Origin of the sequence: Burkholderia sp. SIMBA_051 (assembly GCF_046534915.1) — a bacterium.
Lineage (GTDB): Bacteria > Pseudomonadota > Gammaproteobacteria > Burkholderiales > Burkholderiaceae > Burkholderia > Burkholderia ambifaria.
In genome coordinates this window covers 660,695-676,810 of the sequence record NZ_JAWRXS010000002.1, presented here as the reverse complement: position 1 = coordinate 676,810, position 16,116 = coordinate 660,695, and the positions used below count along the sequence as shown (strand labels likewise).

Annotated in this window: 15 protein-coding genes; 12 read left to right on the top strand and 3 right to left on the bottom strand. The window is 67.4% G+C overall.

Annotation, left to right across the window (positions count from 1 at the left end; genetic code table 11):
- Positions 1 to 46: 46 nt before the first annotated feature.
- On the top strand, positions 47 to 904 hold the full coding sequence (locus SB771_RS07085; RefSeq protein ID WP_105832975.1) for a cytochrome c oxidase subunit 3: 858 nt from the start codon (positions 47 to 49) through the stop codon (positions 902 to 904).
- A 175-nt stretch (positions 905 to 1,079) separates the two neighbouring features.
- Here the strand turns inward: SB771_RS07085 and SB771_RS07080 are convergent, their stop codons facing one another.
- Positions 1,080 to 1,289 carry a twin transmembrane helix small protein gene (locus SB771_RS07080; RefSeq protein ID WP_006752055.1) on the bottom strand — a complete coding sequence of 70 codons (210 nt, stop codon included), beginning with the start codon at positions 1,287 to 1,289 and terminating at the stop codon, positions 1,080 to 1,082.
- An 84-nt stretch (positions 1,290 to 1,373) separates the two neighbouring features.
- On the opposite strand from SB771_RS07080, the gene SB771_RS07075 reads away from it, so the two are divergent.
- Genes SB771_RS07075 through SB771_RS07055 form a run of 5 tightly spaced genes read left to right on the top strand, consistent with a single transcriptional unit; the run spans position 1,374 to position 5,456 of the window.
- Entirely contained in the window at positions 1,374 to 2,084 is a 711-nt protein-coding gene (locus SB771_RS07075) for an SURF1 family protein (protein WP_233410141.1), read from the top strand.
- A 60-nt stretch (positions 2,085 to 2,144) separates the two neighbouring features.
- Entirely contained in the window at positions 2,145 to 2,771 is a 627-nt protein-coding gene (locus SB771_RS07070) for an SCO family protein (protein ID WP_175662505.1), read from the top strand.
- A 25-nt stretch (positions 2,772 to 2,796) separates the two neighbouring features.
- A complete protein-coding gene (locus SB771_RS07065) occupies positions 2,797 to 3,909 on the top strand; it encodes a COX15/CtaA family protein (RefSeq protein ID WP_175662506.1) in 1,113 nt (370 codons plus the stop codon).
- A gap of 8 nt (positions 3,910 to 3,917) precedes the next feature.
- Positions 3,918 to 4,820 (top strand): heme o synthase, encoded by a 903-nt coding sequence (gene cyoE, locus SB771_RS07060; RefSeq protein WP_006752051.1) that lies wholly within the window; start codon positions 3,918 to 3,920, stop codon positions 4,818 to 4,820.
- Positions 4,821 to 4,838: 18 nt separating this feature from the next.
- On the top strand, positions 4,839 to 5,456 hold the full coding sequence (locus SB771_RS07055; protein ID WP_105787167.1) for an SCO family protein: 618 nt from the start codon (positions 4,839 to 4,841) through the stop codon (positions 5,454 to 5,456).
- Positions 5,457 to 5,612: 156 nt separating this feature from the next.
- On the opposite strand, the gene SB771_RS07050 is transcribed toward SB771_RS07055, so the two are convergent.
- Positions 5,613 to 5,903 carry a YciI family protein gene (locus SB771_RS07050; RefSeq protein WP_105832978.1) on the bottom strand — a complete coding sequence of 97 codons (291 nt, stop codon included), beginning with the start codon at positions 5,901 to 5,903 and terminating at the stop codon, positions 5,613 to 5,615.
- Positions 5,904 to 6,108: 205 nt separating this feature from the next.
- Between SB771_RS07050 and SB771_RS07045 the strand changes: the two genes are divergently transcribed.
- The 3 genes from SB771_RS07045 to SB771_RS07035 all read left to right on the top strand — a co-directional run bounded on the left by SB771_RS07045 (position 6,109) and on the right by SB771_RS07035 (position 10,016).
- Complete coding sequence (locus SB771_RS07045) at positions 6,109 to 7,674, top strand: methyl-accepting chemotaxis protein (RefSeq protein ID WP_175662507.1); 1,566 nt, start codon at positions 6,109 to 6,111, stop codon at positions 7,672 to 7,674.
- Positions 7,675 to 7,850: 176 nt separating this feature from the next.
- Positions 7,851 to 8,666: a MetQ/NlpA family ABC transporter substrate-binding protein gene (locus SB771_RS07040; protein ID WP_011657995.1), complete on the top strand. Its 816-nt coding sequence runs from the start codon at positions 7,851 to 7,853 to the stop codon at positions 8,664 to 8,666.
- A 127-nt stretch (positions 8,667 to 8,793) separates the two neighbouring features.
- Positions 8,794 to 10,016 (top strand): IS3 family transposase gene (locus SB771_RS07035; protein WP_208446607.1). Its coding sequence is split into 2 segments (ribosomal slippage): positions 8,794 to 9,159 and positions 9,162 to 10,016, totalling 1,221 coding nucleotides; the frame shifts between segments, so codons are not numbered across the junction.
- Between the two features lie 82 nt (positions 10,017 to 10,098).
- Here SB771_RS07035 and SB771_RS07030 read toward each other — a convergent pair.
- Positions 10,099 to 10,413, bottom strand: a complete 315-nt coding sequence (locus tag SB771_RS07030) for a VF_A0006 family four-cysteine protein (protein ID WP_105832981.1) — start codon at positions 10,411 to 10,413, stop codon at positions 10,099 to 10,101.
- A 201-nt stretch (positions 10,414 to 10,614) separates the two neighbouring features.
- Between SB771_RS07030 and imuA the strand changes: the two genes are divergently transcribed.
- The 3 genes from imuA to SB771_RS07015 are packed head-to-tail and all read left to right on the top strand — an operon-like array spanning position 10,615 to position 15,964.
- Positions 10,615 to 11,322, top strand: coding sequence for a translesion DNA synthesis-associated protein ImuA (gene imuA / locus SB771_RS07025; protein WP_105832982.1), 708 nt, complete (start codon positions 10,615 to 10,617; stop codon positions 11,320 to 11,322).
- Positions 11,255 to 12,742, top strand: coding sequence for a Y-family DNA polymerase (locus SB771_RS07020; protein ID WP_175662508.1), 1,488 nt, complete (start codon positions 11,255 to 11,257; stop codon positions 12,740 to 12,742). The genes imuA and SB771_RS07020 overlap by 68 nt, the downstream gene beginning before the upstream one ends.
- A 6-nt stretch (positions 12,743 to 12,748) precedes the next feature.
- The gene (locus SB771_RS07015) at positions 12,749 to 15,964 is read left to right on the top strand and encodes an error-prone DNA polymerase (RefSeq protein ID WP_175662509.1); all 3,216 of its coding nucleotides are present in this window, start codon (positions 12,749 to 12,751) and stop codon (positions 15,962 to 15,964) included.
- Positions 15,965 to 16,116: the final 152 nt, after the last annotated feature.

Genomic DNA, 16,116 nt, shown 5'->3' with positions numbered 1-16,116 from the left:
GGAGCGGTTTCCGGTACATAAATTGGACTGAAGTGGAGAATCAAGCATGAGCGGTCAAAACCAGACCCCGTACTATTTCGTGCCGCATCCGTCGCAGCATCCGATCAGCGCGGCCGTCGGCCTGCTGGTCATGCTCGGATCGGTGGCGCTGTGGATCAACGGTCACGACTGGGCGCCGTACACGGCGCTGCTCGGCCTGCTGTGGTTGCTCTTCACGCTGTATCACTGGTTCGGCGACGCGATCGCCGAGTCGGAAGGCGGTCATTACGGCAAGAACGTCGACAAATCGTACCGCTGGAGCATGAGCTGGTTCATCTTCTCGGAAGTCATGTTCTTCGGCGCGTTCTTCGGTGCGCTGTTCTATGCGCGTGAAATCGCGCTGCACCAGCTCGGCAGCCTCGACTACAAGCTGATCTGGCCGGATTTCTCCGCCGTGTGGCCGAACGAAGGCCCCGCCGCGCTCGCCGGTCACTTCAAGACGATGGGCCCGTGGCCGATCCCGACGCTGAACACCGCGTTCCTGCTGTCGTCGGGCGTGACGCTGACGATCTCGCACCACGCGCTGCGCGACAATTACCGCAAGAAGGCGATCGCCTGGCTGGCCGCGACGCTCGCGCTCGGTATCTGCTTCCTGTTCCTGCAGGGCTTCGAGTACTACCACGCGTACAACGAACTGAACCTGACGCTGAACTCGGGCGTGTACGGCTCGACGTTCTTCCTGCTGACGGGCTTTCACGGCTTCCACGTGTTCCTCGGCGGCACGATGCTCGCGGTGGTGCTGGTGCGGATGATCCGCGGCCACTTCAAGCCGGATCACCATTTCGCATTCGAAGGCGCCGCGTGGTACTGGCACTTCGTCGACGTCGTCTGGCTCGGCCTGTACGTCGTCGTCTACTGGCTGTAAATGGAACAACGGCCCGCGCAGCGATGCGCGGGCCGTTTTCATTGGCGAAGGCGACGCAGCGGCCGGCTGCTTGCGCTCGACGCCCCCAGCGCCGCCGCGACTCAGTCAGGCGGCGCTTTTGCTTGGTGGCGCCGCCATGCGGCGAAATGTCACGGCAGCCGGCGTGGCGAATGCGTCAACGCCCGATCGGCAGGCCGGTCGAATGGATCCAGCCCATCCAGTTCGCGAACAGGATGAACAGGAACAGCGACACCGACAGCCCGACGCGGGTGGCCAGCGACCAGACCATGCGCTTCGTATGGCCGCGGTCGTGCATCATGAAGTAGAGCGCCGAGCCCATGCTGGCGATGATGAGGACGAAGGCGATGGGAACGAGGATGTGCATGACACGAACCGGACGACGGCAATTCGAAAGGAAGAGGATAATTATCGCACTTCGCTTTCGCGAATGCGCCCGGCGGGCGGCCCGATGAAGATCCGCTGGCTGCCTGCGCTGCTGATTCTCGTCGTCGTCGCGGTCACGATCCGCCTCGGGTTCTGGCAGCGCGACCGCGCGCACCAGAAGGAAGCGCTGCAGGCGAGCGTCGTGCGCTACGAGCACGCGGCGCCCGTCGACGTCGGTGCGCAGCCGATTCCGCTCGCGTCGATCGAGTTCCACCGCGTGCGGGCGCGCGGCCGCTTCATGCCGGAGCAGGCGGTGTTCCTCGACAATCGGCCGTATAACGACCAGCCGGGTTTTTACGTCGTGATGCCGTTTAAACTCTCGGGCGGCGGCGTCGTGCTGGTGAACCGCGGCTGGCTGCCGCGCAACATCGCCGATCGCACGGCGATCGAGCATTTCGCGACGCCCGATGGCGACATCGAGATCGAAGGCATCGCGCGCGCCGACGCGTCGCGTGCGTTCGAGCTCGGCGAAGGCGGCTCGGCCGCGCACCAGAAGATCCGGCAGAACCTGGACGTCGCCGCGTATGCGAAGGAAACGGGGCTGCCGCTGCAGCCGTTCGTGATCCAGCAGACGAGCGACGACGGCGACAAGCTCGTGCGCGACTGGCCGGCGGCGACGACCGGCGTCGAGCGCAATTACGGTTACATGTTTCAGTGGTGGGCCATGGCGGCCGCCGCGCTCGGCTTCGGCCTGTACGCCGCGCGGCGTGCGGCGAAGAAGTCGGCCGGCGCGTGAGCGCCATGCCAGGACGCGGCGGCGGCGCCGCGGGTTCGTTTCGAGAGGTCTGATTTGTCCATGCAATCTTCCCGTCAGGGTCCGGCCGCGGCGCCGGTTTCGCCGGCGGCCCGCAAGCGCGGCCGCTGGATGCTCGTGCTGCTCGGGCTCGTGTGCGCGGCGCCGATACTCGCGTCGTACTTCACCTATTACGTGATCAAGCCGAAGGGCGGCTCGACCAACTACGGCACGCTGATCGAGCCGCAGCGGCCGATCCCGGCCGACCTGCAGGTCACCGACGAAACCGGCAAGACGGTGCCGCTGTCGTCGCTGCGCGGCGTGTGGCTGTTCGTGATGACCGACCGCAGCGCGTGCGATGACGCATGCGCGCAAAAGCTCTATTTCATGCGCCAGATCCGCGTCACGCAGGCGGGCGAGCGACACCGGCTCACGATGGTGTGGCTGCGCAGCGATGCGGGCGCGGTGCCGCCGAAGGTGCTGGAAGCCTATCCGGACACGCGCCGGCTGGTCGCCGATCCGGCCGCGGTCGCCGCATGGCTGCCGGCCGACGCCGGCACGAAGGACAGCGACCACCTCTACATGGTCGATCCGAACGGCAACCTGATGATGCGTTTCCCGAAGGACCCGAACCCCAGCAAGATCAAGGCGGACGTCACGAAGCTGCTGAAGTGGTCGAGCATCGGCTAAGGCGAGACAACGAGGCAACCATTCGATGTCGTATCTACTGCAACTCGGCCTGATCGGCCTGTGCATCGCGCTGCTGCCGCTGTCGTACGTGTGGGTGAAGGCCGACGACGACAAGTTCCGCAAGCTGGTGTGGATCACCACGTTCCTGACGCTCGACCTGGTGATGTTCGGCGGCTTCACGCGGCTGACCGATTCGGGGCTCGGCTGCCCGGACTGGCCCGGCTGCTATGGCACGTCGTCGCCGTTCATCGCGCACGCCGCGATCACGGCCGCGCACCAGGCGATGCCGACCGGCCCCGTCAGCATGACGAAGGCGTGGATCGAGATGATCCACCGCTATTTCGCGATGGCGATCGGCGTGCTGATCATCGCGCAGGTCGTGATCGCATGGTCGGCGCGGCTGCGCCGCCGCCCGCTGCACGTGTCGCCGTGGTGGCCGACGAGCCTGCTGCTGCTGATCGTCGTGCAGGGCGTGTTCGGCGCGTGGACGGTCACGATGAAGCTGCAGCCGGTGATCGTCACGACCCACCTGCTGCTCGGTCTCGCGCTGCTCGGCACGCTCGGCTGGCTCGCGGCGCGGCAGACGCCGCTGCCGTCGCCTGATCCGGAGGCCGGCCGCTACCGCGCGGCCGCGCTCGCGGCGCTGATGCTGCTGGTCGTGCAGATCGCGCTCGGCGGCTGGGTGAGCACCAACTACGCGGTGCTCGCGTGTACCGATTTCCCGACCTGCAACGGCCAGTGGCTGCCGTCGATGAACTTCGGCCAGGGCTTCCATCTGTGGCGCGCGCTCGGGATGACGAAGGACGGCGACGCGATCACGCAGGACGCGCTGGTCGCGATCCACTGGACCCACCGCACGTTCGCGTTCGTCGTCGTCGCGTATCTGGTCGCGTTCGCGCTGAAGATGCGCCGCTTCGAGTCGCTGCGGCGGCCCGCGAACGGCGTGCTGCTGGTCGTCGTGCTGCAGTTCCTGACGGGCCTGACCAACATCGTGCTGCAGTGGCCGCTGCCGGTCGCCGTCGCGCACAACGGCGGCGCCGCGATCCTGCTGCTGCTCGTCGTCATGTTAAACTTTCGCATCCTTTCAAGCCGCCCCGGCCGTGTCGTGCAGCCCGCGCGCGACGCCGCCCCGGCGTGACCGTCCCCATGCAAAGCACCCTCTCCCAATCGCCCGGTAGCCGGTTTTCGCAGTACATGGCGCTGACGAAGCCGCGTGTCACGCAGCTCGCGGTGTTCTGCGCGGTGATCGGCATGTTCCTCGCGACGCCGGGCATGGTGCCGTGGCATGTGCTGATCGGCGGCACCATCGGCATCTGGCTGCTGGCCGGCGCCGCGTTCGCGATCAACTGCCTCGTCGAGCAGAAGATCGACGCGATGATGCGCCGCACCGCGTGGCGTCCGTCCGCGCGCGGCGAGATCACGACCCCGCAGATCCTGCTGTTCTCGGCCGTGCTCGGCAGCGTCGGCGCGTGGACGCTGTATACGTTCACGAACCCGCTGACGATGTGGCTGACGATCGCGACGTTCGTCGGCTACGCGGTGGTCTATACGCTGCTGCTCAAGCCGATGACGCCGCAGAACATCGTGATCGGCGGTGCGTCGGGCGCGATGCCGCCGGCCCTCGGCTGGGCCGCGGTCACCGGCGCGGTGCCCGGCGATGCGTGGATCCTCGTGCTGATCATCTTCGTGTGGACGCCGCCGCATTTCTGGGTGCTCGCGCTCTATCGCCGCAAGGATTACGAAAACGCGGGCCTGCCGATGCTGCCGGTCACGCACGGCGAGAAATTCACGCGGCTGCACATCCTGCTGTACACGGTGATCCTGTTCGCGGTCACGCTGATGCCGTTCATCTCCGGGATGAGCGGCGTCGTCTACCTGGCGAGCGCGGTGCTGCTCGGCGCAGTGTTCCTCGCGTATGCGTGGAAGATCTACCGCGATTATTCGGACGAACTCGCACGCAAGGCTTTCCGCTACTCGATCGTCTACCTGTCGCTGCTGTTCGCCGCGCTGCTCGTCGATCACTATGCGCGCCCGCTGCTCGGCGTGTAACCGCACGGTTTGAACGTAATGCTCCATTCACGGTTCGGGCGCCGCGCGCGCCAAGGCTGGATGCTCGCCTGCGCATTCGCGGCCGCCACGCTGCTCGCGGGCTGCGACAACGCGCCGAAATTCCAGAATCTCGACATCACCGGCAACACGCAGTTCGGCAGCGATTTCTCGCTGCCCGACACGACCGGCAAGGTGCGCACGCTCGCCGACTTCAAGGGTCGTGCGGTCGTGATGTTCTTCGGTTACACGCACTGTCCGGACGTATGTCCGACGACGATGGCCGAACTGTCCGAGGCGCTGAAGCAGCTCGGGCCCGACGCCGCGAAGCGCGTGCAGGTGTTGTTCGTCACCGTCGATCCGGAGCGCGACACGCCCGCGCTGCTCGGCCAGTACGTGCCCGCGTTCGATCCGTCGTTCATCGGCCTGCGGCCGGCCGACGAAGCGCAGCTCAAGAAGGTCACGAAGGATTTCCGCGTGTACTACGCGAAGGTGCCCGGCAAGACGCCCGGCAGCTACACGATGGATCACACCGCCGCGAGCTACGTGTTCGACCGCGACGGCAAGCTGCGCCTGTTCGTGCGCGACGGCCAGGGCCCGGGCCCGTGGGTCCACGACCTGAAACTGCTGGTCGACTGAGCGGCGCGCGCCGCATCGGCCGGGCGCCTGCCCGGCGACACGCGTGACGGCCGCGATACGCCGTCACGCATGCCTCCCTCTTTCCCTCGATCTGCATTCACCGCCTCGCGCTGCCGCGGCGGCGTGCTTGCGCACGTGCAGCGGCGCTCGCGCGCGTTACGGCAGCGCCGGCACGTTGAAACCCTGCGCGGCGCGCGTGATCTTGAATTCGGTCACCCGATACGTCGCGAGCCCTTCGGTCACGAACGGATCGGTGTCGAGGATCGCGTCCAGTTCGTCGCGATCGATCCGGGCCGCGAGGATCACGCCGCCTTCGCGCGGCACCTTCGGCCCCGCCGCGATGAAGATGCCGCGCTCGAACAGCGGCTGCAGATACGCACGGTGGCGCTCGAGCGCATCGTCGATGTGTTCGAGCGACGCGTGGTAATGGATGTCGATGACGTACATGGATGGCCCCGGAATGTCGCCGGCGCGTGTCGCGCCGGCCCGCCGGTCTTTTTAGCACAGCGGCTGCTCCATGTCGTGCCGGCCGTCGTGCGTCGGCCGCGTGTATTCAAGTTGTAAGTCTCGCTGCCGTAAATACGGGGGCAACCGTTTGCGCGCGACCGGCCGTTCGCGCGCACGGTATCGACTTCGACGACGAGGCATGCAGATGAGCAGAATGAGTTTGAACCGCAAGCTGTGGCTCGCGCTTGCGCTGGTATGGATCGGGCTACTCGGCGTCGGCGCATGGAGCGCGTACGAGACGCGCGCGACGATGCTCGCCGAACGCAAGGCCGGCATCGCCAACCTGGTCGAATCGGCGGCCGGCATCGTCAACGCCTATCACGCGCTCGCGCAGAGCGGCACGCTGCCCGAGGCCGACGCGAAGCGCGACGCGCTCGCGAGCCTGGCGGCGATGCGCTACGGCGAGTCGGGCTACGTGTTCGTGATGGATTCGAAACCCGTCGTGCTGATGCATCCGACGCTGCCGAAGCTGGTCGGCACGCAGGTCGGCGACTATCTCGATCCGGACGGCAAGCCGCTGTTCGTCACGATCCTGAACGCCGCGAAGGCGACCGGCAGCGGCTTCGCCGAGTATCGCGGCCGGCTGCCGCACAGCGAGACCGCGGTGCCGAAGATCAGCTACGTCACGCGCTTCGCGCCGTGGGACTGGAACATCTCGAGCGGCGTATTCCTGAAGGATATCGATACCGTCTACTACCGGACGCTGTTCGGTCACCTCGCGGTCGTGCTGGTGATCGGCTTCGTGATCAGCGCGGCGATGCTCGTGATCATCCGCAACGTGCGGGGCAGCCTTGGCGGCGAGCCCGATGAAGCGGCCGCGCTGGCGAGTCGCATCGCGCAGGGCGACCTGACGCGGCCGGTGCCGGTGCGCGCGGGCGACAGCACGAGCATGATGGCGGCGATGCGCGACATGCAGGCGCGCCTTCAGGCGACGATCGGCGGGATCCGTCAGTCGGCCGAGTCGATCGCGTCGGCGAGCCGCGAGATCGCGTCCGGCAACGACGACCTGTCGCAGCGCACCGAGGAACAGGCCGCCTCGCTGGAAGAAACGGCCGCGAGTATGGAGCAACTGACCGCGACGGTGAAGCAGAACGCCGACAACGCGCGGCAGGCGAGCGGGCTTGCAAACAACGCATCGGAGATCGCGCGGGCGGGTAACGACGTCGTGAACCGCGTGATCGGCACGATGGGCGAGATCGACGACAGCTCGCGCAAGATCGCCGACATCATCGGCGTGATCGAGGGCATCGCCTTCCAGACCAACATCCTCGCGCTGAACGCGGCGGTCGAGGCCGCGCGCGCCGGCGAGCAGGGGCGCGGCTTCGCGGTGGTCGCGGGCGAGGTCCGTTCGCTCGCGCAGCGCAGCGCGACGGCCGCGAAGGAGATCCGCGAGTTGATCGTCGCTTCGGTCGAGCGCGTGCGCAACGGCTCGACGCTGGTCGGCCAGGCCGGCACGACGATGGGCGAGATCCTGCAGGCGGTCGCGCGCGTGACCGACATCATGGGCGAGATCGCGGCCGCGTCCGAAGAGCAGGCGAGCGGCATCACGCAGGTCGGGCGCGCGGTCACGCAAATGGACCAGGTCACGCAGCAGAACGCGGCGCTGGTCGAAGAGGCCGCCGCGGCCGCGGCGTCGCTTCAGGAGCAGGCCGGGCGGCTGCGCGGCGCGATCGGCGCATTCCGGGTCGCCGAGGCCGGCGGCCTTCGCTGAAATGCAACTAACGGCCGAGTCGCCCGCACGCTTGCGGGCACTGCCGCGGTGCATACCCATATGAGCGGGATGTATTTCACTTCCGGCTGATCCTGTGACACCATTTGCCCCTTCCTGCGAGTCCGGGCATACCCGTATCGCGCCCCATTTTCAGTTAGCAAGAAAGCGAGAAACAGATGAAGCGTCGCAGTCTCCTGAAGGTATTTTCCGTGCTGGCCACCGGTGCCGCGCTGACGCTGTCGGCGGGTGCGCACGCCGAAGACAAGGTGATCAAGGTCGGCACGGTGGCCGGTCCGGATTCCGAAGTGTGGCAGGTCGTGCAGAAGGTCGCGAAGGAGAAGCAAGGCCTGAACGTGAAGGTCGTCGAGTTCAACGACTACGTGCAGCCGAACGCGGCGCTCGATTCGGGCGACCTCGACGCGAACAGCTTCCAGCACCAGCCCTACCTCGACAGCCAGGTGAAGCAGCGCGGCTACAAGCTCGTCACCGCGGGCCTGACGTACATCTCGCCGATTGGCGTGTACTCGAAGAAGTTCAAGTCGCTGAAGGACCTGCCGCAAGGCGCGAAGCTCGCGGTGCCGAACGATCCGTCGAACGAGAACCGCGCGCTGCTGCTGCTGCAGACGCAAGGCGTGATCAAGCTGAAGGCGGGCGCCGGCACGGGCGGCAACAACGCGACGGTGCTCGACATCGCCGAGAACCCGAAGAAGCTGAAGATCTCCGAGCTCGACGCCGCGCAACTGCCGCGCGTGCTGTCGGACGTCGACGCGGCCGTGATCAACACGAACTACGCGCTCGCCGCCAACCTGCAGCCGACCAAGGACGCGATCGCGCTCGAATCGCTGACGAGCCCGTACGCGAACGTGATCGCCGTGCGCGCGAAGGACAAGGACCAGCCGTGGGTGAAGAAGCTGGTCAAGGCGTATCAGTCGCCGGAAGTGCGGGAATTCATCAAGAAGCAGTTCAAGGGCTCGATGGTCGCGTCGTTCTGAACGCCGCACCGCGGTCGGACCGCTGAAATCTGAAACGAAAGGGCCTGTATCGCACAGGCCCTTTTTCATTGGTGTGACCCGTCCTGAAATAGGTTGACACTTTTTCGCCGAAGCGAAGAGGTGCGAAGTGGAGCAAGGGATCAAGCGAACACAGCGGGACTACAGCCTGGCTTTTAAATTGTCGGTGGTCGCGCAGGTCGAAAAAGGCGAACTGACGTACAGAGAGGCGCAGCGCCGCTACGGAATCCAGGGACGCTCGACCGTGCTGGTATGGTTACGTAAGCACGGCTTGCAGGATTGGGCCGATCCATCCGGCCGTGCGCGATCGGGTTCCACCATGCCAAAGCCAGACTCAAAGCCCCTCACGCCGGAGCAGCACATCAAGGAGTTGGAGACGCAGTTGCGAGAAGCGCGGGAGAAAGCCGCGCTGTTCGAGGCCGTACTCGACGTGATGCGCAAGGACTACGGGATCATCGTAAAAAAGCCTTCGGGCAGGTCGTCGCGCAGAGGCGGATCGAAAAGCTGAGCGTGGAGCGAGCCTGCCGCTACATGGGCATCAGCCGCCAAGCATATTACAAGCGATGTCGCAGCGAGAAACGCCGCTGTTCGCAAGCCGAGACCGTGACGGCGCTGGTGCGCGACGTGCGGCTTCGCCAGCCGAGGCTGGGCACACGTAAGCTACATCATCTGCTGGGACCGACGTTGGTCGAGCGCGGCATCAAGCTGGGGCGGGACGGGCTGTTCGACGTGTTGCGCGCCGCGCGCCTGCTAGTCGTGCCGCACCGGGCGTATCACAAGACCACCCATAGCCATCACCGCTTCCGGCGCCATCCGAATCTGCTGAAAGCCGGGCCGGATCAAATCGTACCCACTGGTCCCGAACAGGTGTGGGTGGCCGATATCACGTACCTGCCGACGGCCGGCCGGTTTGTATATTTGAGCCTCGTCACGGATGCGTTCTCACGCAAGATCGTCGGTCATCACGTCCACGACAGCCTGCAGACCGAGCAGGTCAGTCAGGCACTGAAGAAGGCGTTGCGCAGGCGCCAGACCTGTCAGCCATTGATCCATCACTCCGATCGCGGGATCCAGTACTGCTCGACCTACTATCAGGACATCCACCGGCGTCACGGCCTGCGCTGTTCGATGACCGATGGCTACGATTGCTATCAGAACGCGCTGGCCGAACGGGTCAACGGCATCCTCAAGGGGGAGTTCCTGCTGCAGCGTCCCGCGGACCTTGAGCAGGCTGCCAAAATGGTCGATCAGTCGGGACACATCTACAACCATGAGCGGCCACATGCCGCCCTGAAATACAAAACGCCCGATGCAGTGCATCGGGCGCTCTAGCGTCTGGATACTGTTAACCTATTCCAGGACTTGACAGTGTGGCCGCTGGACGGCCAACGGGCGCCAGGCGGTCAGCGCGTGCTCACATCTCGCCGCGCCGCGAGCAGATCGACATGATCTGCTGGATCGCGTAGTTGTCGCGTACGCCCGGCAGCGACTGCACGACGCACTCGTGAAAGCGCCGCTCGCGCGGCAGCAGCATCGCGTTGTTGCGGTACAGTGCATCGCACGAGCGCTGGATCAGCTGGGCCGCCGCGCCGTTACGGCTTTCGCGCAGCGCGTTGAGCATGCAGTCGTCGTACTGCGCGTAGTCGTCGCCCAGCGCGAATGCCGCGCCCGGCAGCACCAGCACTAGCGCCGCGGCCGCGCACGCGATCGCACGGATCGCCCGTTTCATGTGCCCTCCGAGGGGGGATGGGGTCGGCGGACAGCATAGCGTAAAGCCGCAAGAGCGGTTGACGCGTTGCGCCGATACCGTGCCGGACCGCCGTCGGATTCCGCTGTTTTTCCTCTGACGAAAATACCGGTTTCGTACCAGTACTGTGCGGCGCGAGCGCATTGCCATATACTGTATATCCATACAGTTGTGGGTGACGTCATGCTCGCATCCTCCATTTCTCCCGAATCCCTTCATCCGTCGCTCTGGCGAGGCTCGCAGCTTGCGCGCGGCGGTCCGCGCACGATCGACACGGGCTTCGCGCCGCTGTCCGCCGAACTGCCGGGCGGCGGCTGGCCAGTCGGCGGCCTCGTCGAACTGCTGGCCGCGCAGCCGGGCTGCGGCGAGATGCGGCTGCTCGCGCCGGCGCTCGCGCGTACCGTCAGCGCACGGCGTCCGCTCGCGCTCGTCGCGCCGCCGCAGTCGCCGCATGCGAGCGCGCTGGCCGGTCTCGGCGTGCCGTCCGACGCGCTGCTGTGGCTGCGCGCCGGCAGCCGCACCGATGCGTTGTGGGCCGCCGAGCAGGCGCTCAAGACGGGCTGCTGCGGTGCGCTGCTGCTCTGGCAGGACGCGCGGCCCGACGCGCTGCGGCGTCTGCATCTCGCGGCCGCGCGCACCGGCGACACGCTGTTCGTGATGCTGCGCCCGCTGGCGGCCGCGCGGCAGCCGTCGCCGGCCGTGCTGCGCGTCGCGCTGCATCCGGTGCCGGGCGGTGTGTCGCTCGACATCGTCAAGCGTCGGGGGCCCGCGCGCAGCGAGCCGCTCACGCTCGATTTGCCATCGCCCATCGTGGAGAGCCGCTATGCGCGTCTTGCTCGGCATCCATCTGCCGCGCCTGCCGCTCGACGTGTGCGCCCCGCCGCCGTCTGACGCAGAGGCCGGTGCGGCCGGCTGCGCGGTGCTCGAGCAGGGTGTCGTGCTGATCGCCGATGCGGCCGCGCGCCGGCACGGCGTGCGCGCGGGCATGAAGCGCGGCGGCGTGCTGACGCTCGCGCCCGACACGCGGCTCGTCGAACGCGATCCCGCCCGCGAGGCCGATGCGCTGCGCGCGGTCGCGCTCGCGTTGCTGCGCTTCTCGCCGTGCGTCGCGCTCGACGACGAAGCGACGCTGCTCGTCGACGTCGGCCCGAGCCTGCGCCTGTTCGGCGGCCTGCCGTCGCTGTGCCGCCAGATGCGCGCGACGCTCGCGGCGCTCGGCTATGCGGCGCGCCTGTCCGCCGCGCCGACCGGGCGCGGCGCGTGGCTGCTCGCGCGCACGTCGGCGCGTGCGCGGGTCCGGCGCCGCGTGGCCGGGCCGGCTTCGCTCGTCCGTGCGCTCGATCGTTTGCCGTGCGTGCTGCTGCCCGACGCGCGCCCGTATGCGGGCTGGTTCGACGGCCTCGGCTGCCGCACGCTCGCCGATCTGCGCCGCCTGCCGCGTGCGGGGCTGCAGCGCCGCTGCGGTCCGGCGCTGCTCGCCGCGCTCGATCGCGCGTACGGCGATGCCGTCGAGCCGCTCGCGTGGATGGCCGTGCCGCCCGTGTTCGACGTGCGGCTCGAATTGGCGGAACGCGTCGAATACGCGGAAGCCGTGCTGTTCGTCGCGCGGCGGCTCGTCGTGCAGCTGTGCGGCTGGCTGGCCGCGCGGCAGCTGTCGCTGGCCGCGATGACCTTCGAGCTCGAGCACGAGCGCGGCCGCCAGGCCGTACCGCCGACGCCGCTCGAACTCGCGTTCGCCGCGCCCGTGCGCGACGAAGCGCACTTCATGCGGCTGCTCGGCGAGCGGCTCGCGCGCGTCGAGTTGCCGGCCGCGGTGATCGCGGTGCGGCTGACGGCCACGCGCGTCGAATCGGTCGCGCCGCCGGCCGACGATCTCTTTCCCGAGCCGGGCGGCACGAAAGAGACGCGTGCGCGGCTGTTCGAACTGCTGGTCGCGCGGCTCGGCACGGAGAACGTGCTGCGCGCGGCCCCCGTTGCCGATCACCGGCCCGAAGCGGCGAACCGCTGGCTGCCGCTCGATGCGCAGGCGGGCAAGCCAGCCGGCGGATTGCCGGCTGCGCCGCCGCGTCCCGCGTGGCTGCTGGCCGAGCCGCAGCCGCTGCTGATGCGCGCGAACCGGCCGGTGTTCCATACGCCGCTCAGGATGATGTCGTCGCCCGAGCGGATCGAGGCGGGGTGGTTCGACGGTCAGCTCGTCGCGCGCGATTACTACGTCGCGCAGGACGAGGCCGGCGCGTGCTACTGGGTCTTTCAGGAACGGTTGAGCAGCCAGGCGGATCCGCACTGGTTCCTGCACGGCCTGTTCGGGTGAGCGGCGATGGTTGCGGAATTCAGTTGGCTGCCCGATTACGCGGAGTTGTTCTGTCGTTCGAACTTCTCGTTCCTGCATGGCGCGTCGCATGCGGAGGAACTGGTCGAGCGCGCCGCCGAGCTCGGCTATCGCGGGATCGCGATCACCGACGAATGCTCGCTCGCCGGCGCACCGCGCATGCATGTCGCGGCGAAGGCGCAAGGGCTGCCGCTGATCGTCGGTTCGTTCTTCGAAGTAACGCCCGATGAAGTCGCCCCCGGCCACGATCCGGGCCCCGGCGCGTTCGGGCTCGTGCTGCTCGCGCAGAACCGCGAGGGCTACGGCAACCTGTCCGAGCTGATCTCGTGGCGGCGCATGGCGTCGCCGAAGGGCACGTACCGGCTGACGTCGAGGATGCTGTCGGCGCCGCCCGCGGAGTTCGCCCACTTGCGCGGCATGCCCGACTGCTTCGCGATTCTCGTCCCCACGTATCCGGTGCGCGCGGACGTACTCGATGCGCAGGTCGCCTGGTTTCGCGCGACGTTCGGCGCGCGGGCGCGACTCGGGCTCGTGCAACTGCAGCGCCCGCTCGACGGCGCGCAGCGCGAGGAGATTCGCGCGGCCGGCGAGCGGCGCGGCGTGCGCATCGTCGCGCTCGGCGACGTGACGATGCATCGGCGCTCCTGCAAGCCGCTGCAGGACGTGATGACGGCGATCCGCGTCGGGATGCCGGTTTCCGAGTGCGGGTATGCGCTCGCGCCGAATGCGGAACAGCATCTGCGCGCGCGTGGGCGCATTGCGAAGCTGTTTTCGCCGGAGGAGCTCGACGAGACCTGCGCGATTCTCGATGCGTGCGATTTCAAGCTCGACACACTTCAGTACGAGTATCCCGACGAGATCGTGCCGAAAGGGCTCACGCCGACGCGCCATCTGGAACAGGAAACCTTCGCGGGGGCCGCCGCGCGTTATCCCCAGGGCATTCCGGAGAAAGTCGAGAATCAGATCCGGTATGAACTCGACCTGATCGCGCGGCTGAGCTACGAACCGTTCTTCCTGACCGTCTACGACATCGTCAAATACGCGCGCAGCCAGAACATCCTGTGTCAGGGCCGCGGTTCGGCGGCGAACTCGGTCGTGTGTTATTGCCTCGGCATCACCGAGGTGAATCCCGAGCAGAGCACGATGCTGTTCGAGCGCTTCATCAGCGAGGAGCGCGGCGAGCCGCCCGACATCGACGTCGACTTCGAGCATCAGCGCCGGGAAGAGGTGATCCAGCATATCTACGACAAATACGGACACAATCGCGCCGCGCTCGCGGCGGCCGTCTCGACGTATCGCCCGCGCGGCGTGCTGCGCGAAACCGGCAAGGCGCTCGGTGTCGATCCGATGCTGGTCGATCGCGTCGCGAAGGCGCATCGCTGGTTCGACGGCAGTCGCGACCTGCTGCAGCAATTCGCGTCGACCGGGCTCGATCCCGCCACGCCGATCATTCGCGCGTGGGCCGAGCTGGCCGGCCGATTGCTGAACTTTCCGCGTCATCTGTCGCAGCACTCGGGCGGCTTCGTGATCAGCCGCGGCAAGCTCACGCGGCTCGTGCCGGTCGAGAACGCGGCGATGGACGGGCGGCGCGTGATCCAGTGGGACAAGGACGATCTCGAGGCGCTCGGGCTGATGAAGGTGGACGTGCTCGCGCTCGGCATGCTGTCGGCGCTGCATCGCGCCTTCGACCTGCGCACCGCGTGGCGCGGGCCGCAGGAGGACGGCCAGCCGTTCACGCTGAAGCACATTCCGCAGGATGACGAAGCAACCTACGACATGATCTGTCGCGCCGATACGGTCGGCGTGTTCCAGATCGAATCGCGCGCGCAGATGTCGATGCTGCCGCGCCTGAAGCCGCGCAACTATTACGATCTGGTGGTCGAGGTGTCGATCGTGCGGCCGGGACCGATCCAGGGCGGCGCCGTGCATCCGTACCTGAAGCGGCGCAGGATCCAGGCGGGCGAAGAGGAAGGGGAGATTACCTATCCGAGCGATGCGCTCAGGGTCGTGCTCGAGCGCACGCTCGGCGTTCCGATCTTCCAGGAACAGGTGATGCAGATCGCGATCGTCGCAGCCGGTTTCACGCCCGGCGAGGCCGACCGGTTACGTCGTGCGATGGCGGCCTGGAAGCGCAGGGGCGATCTCGGCCCGTATCACGACAAGATCGTGGACGGCATGCTCGAACGCGGCTACACGCGCGAATTCGCCGAACAGATCTTCGAGCAGATCAAAGGCTTCGGCGAATACGGTTTCCCCGAAAGCCACGCAGCCAGCTTCGCGAAACTCGCCTATGCCAGCAGCTGGCTCAAATGCCACGAACCGGCGATCTTCCTCGCCGCACTGCTGAACAGCCAGCCGATGGGGTTCTATCCACCGTCGCAGCTCGTGCAGGACGCGAAGCGTCACGGCGTGCAGGTCCTGCCGATCGACGTCACGCTCAGCAACTGGGAAGCGTCGCTCGAAGCGCTGCCCGATCAGCCGCCGCCGGACGGCCAGCCCGCCGTGCGGCTCGGCCTGTCGCTCGTGCGCGGCCTGGGCGAAGCCGCCGCGCGCCGGATCGAAGCGGCGCGCGCGGCCGGCCCGTTCGACAACGTCGACGTGCTGGCCCGCCGCGCGCAACTCGAGCGCCGCGATCTCGAGGCGCTTGCCGCCGCGAACGCGCTCGCGACGCTCGCCGGCCATCGTCGCGATGCGTTGTGGCAGGCGGTCGCCGCGGCTCCCGAACGCGACCTGCTCGCGGCCGCGCCGATCGACGAACCGGAGAAACCCGCGCTCGGCGCACCGTCGGAAGCCGACGACATCCTCGCCGACTACGACACCACCGGCCTCACGCTGAACCGTCATCCCGTCGCACTGCTGCGGCCCGCGTTGCGCGCGCAGCGGCTGTCGTCCGCGGCCGAGCTGCGCGATCGCTCCGACGGCCGGCTCGCGCGCGCGTGCGGAATCGTGACGGCCCGCCAGATGCCGGGCACCGCGAAAGGCGTGATGTTCATGACGCTCGAGGACGAAACGGGGTGCGTGAACGTGATCGTGCGGCCCGAGCTGCTCGCGCGGCAGCGCCGCGAAACACTCGATTCGCGGCTGCTCGCGGTGTCGGGCGTATGGCAGGTCGTCAGCGACGTGAGGCACCTCGTCGCGCAGCATTTCGAGGATCTGACGCCGCTGCTCGGCGGCCTGCGCACGTCGAGCCGCGAATTCCATTGATGTCGCCCGGCGCGTCGCCGCCGGTCACCCTGGGCGTGTCTCAGTATGCATACCAGTCGGCTCAACTGGTTCTATCCGGCTCTCATATTCGCCGCCAAAAACCGGCCGAATCGCGCCCCGGAACTGTCCCCTTGCATACCAATCCGGGTAAA

Coding starts and splice junctions, on each gene's coding strand:
- SB771_RS07080 (WP_006752055.1), bottom strand. CDS start 1,289: ATGCACATCCTCGTTCCCATCGCCTTCGTCCTCATCATCGCCAGCATG.
- cyoE (WP_006752051.1), top strand. CDS start 3,918: ATGCAAAGCACCCTCTCCCAATCGCCCGGTAGCCGGTTTTCGCAGTAC.
- SB771_RS07070 (WP_175662505.1), top strand. CDS start 2,145: ATGCAATCTTCCCGTCAGGGTCCGGCCGCGGCGCCGGTTTCGCCGGCG.
- SB771_RS07040 (WP_011657995.1), top strand. CDS start 7,851: ATGAAGCGTCGCAGTCTCCTGAAGGTATTTTCCGTGCTGGCCACCGGT.
- SB771_RS07015 (WP_175662509.1), top strand. CDS start 12,749: ATGGTTGCGGAATTCAGTTGGCTGCCCGATTACGCGGAGTTGTTCTGT.
- imuA (WP_105832982.1), top strand. CDS start 10,615: ATGCTCGCATCCTCCATTTCTCCCGAATCCCTTCATCCGTCGCTCTGG.
- SB771_RS07045 (WP_175662507.1), top strand. CDS start 6,109: ATGAGCAGAATGAGTTTGAACCGCAAGCTGTGGCTCGCGCTTGCGCTG.
- SB771_RS07085 (WP_105832975.1), top strand. CDS start 47: ATGAGCGGTCAAAACCAGACCCCGTACTATTTCGTGCCGCATCCGTCG.
- SB771_RS07065 (WP_175662506.1), top strand. CDS start 2,797: ATGTCGTATCTACTGCAACTCGGCCTGATCGGCCTGTGCATCGCGCTG.
- SB771_RS07050 (WP_105832978.1), bottom strand. CDS start 5,903: ATGTACGTCATCGACATCCATTACCACGCGTCGCTCGAACACATCGAC.
- SB771_RS07075 (WP_233410141.1), top strand. CDS start 1,374: ATGAAGATCCGCTGGCTGCCTGCGCTGCTGATTCTCGTCGTCGTCGCG.
- SB771_RS07030 (WP_105832981.1), bottom strand. CDS start 10,413: ATGAAACGGGCGATCCGTGCGATCGCGTGCGCGGCCGCGGCGCTAGTG.
- SB771_RS07020 (WP_175662508.1), top strand. CDS start 11,255: ATGCGCGTCTTGCTCGGCATCCATCTGCCGCGCCTGCCGCTCGACGTG.
- SB771_RS07055 (WP_105787167.1), top strand. CDS start 4,839: ATGCTCCATTCACGGTTCGGGCGCCGCGCGCGCCAAGGCTGGATGCTC.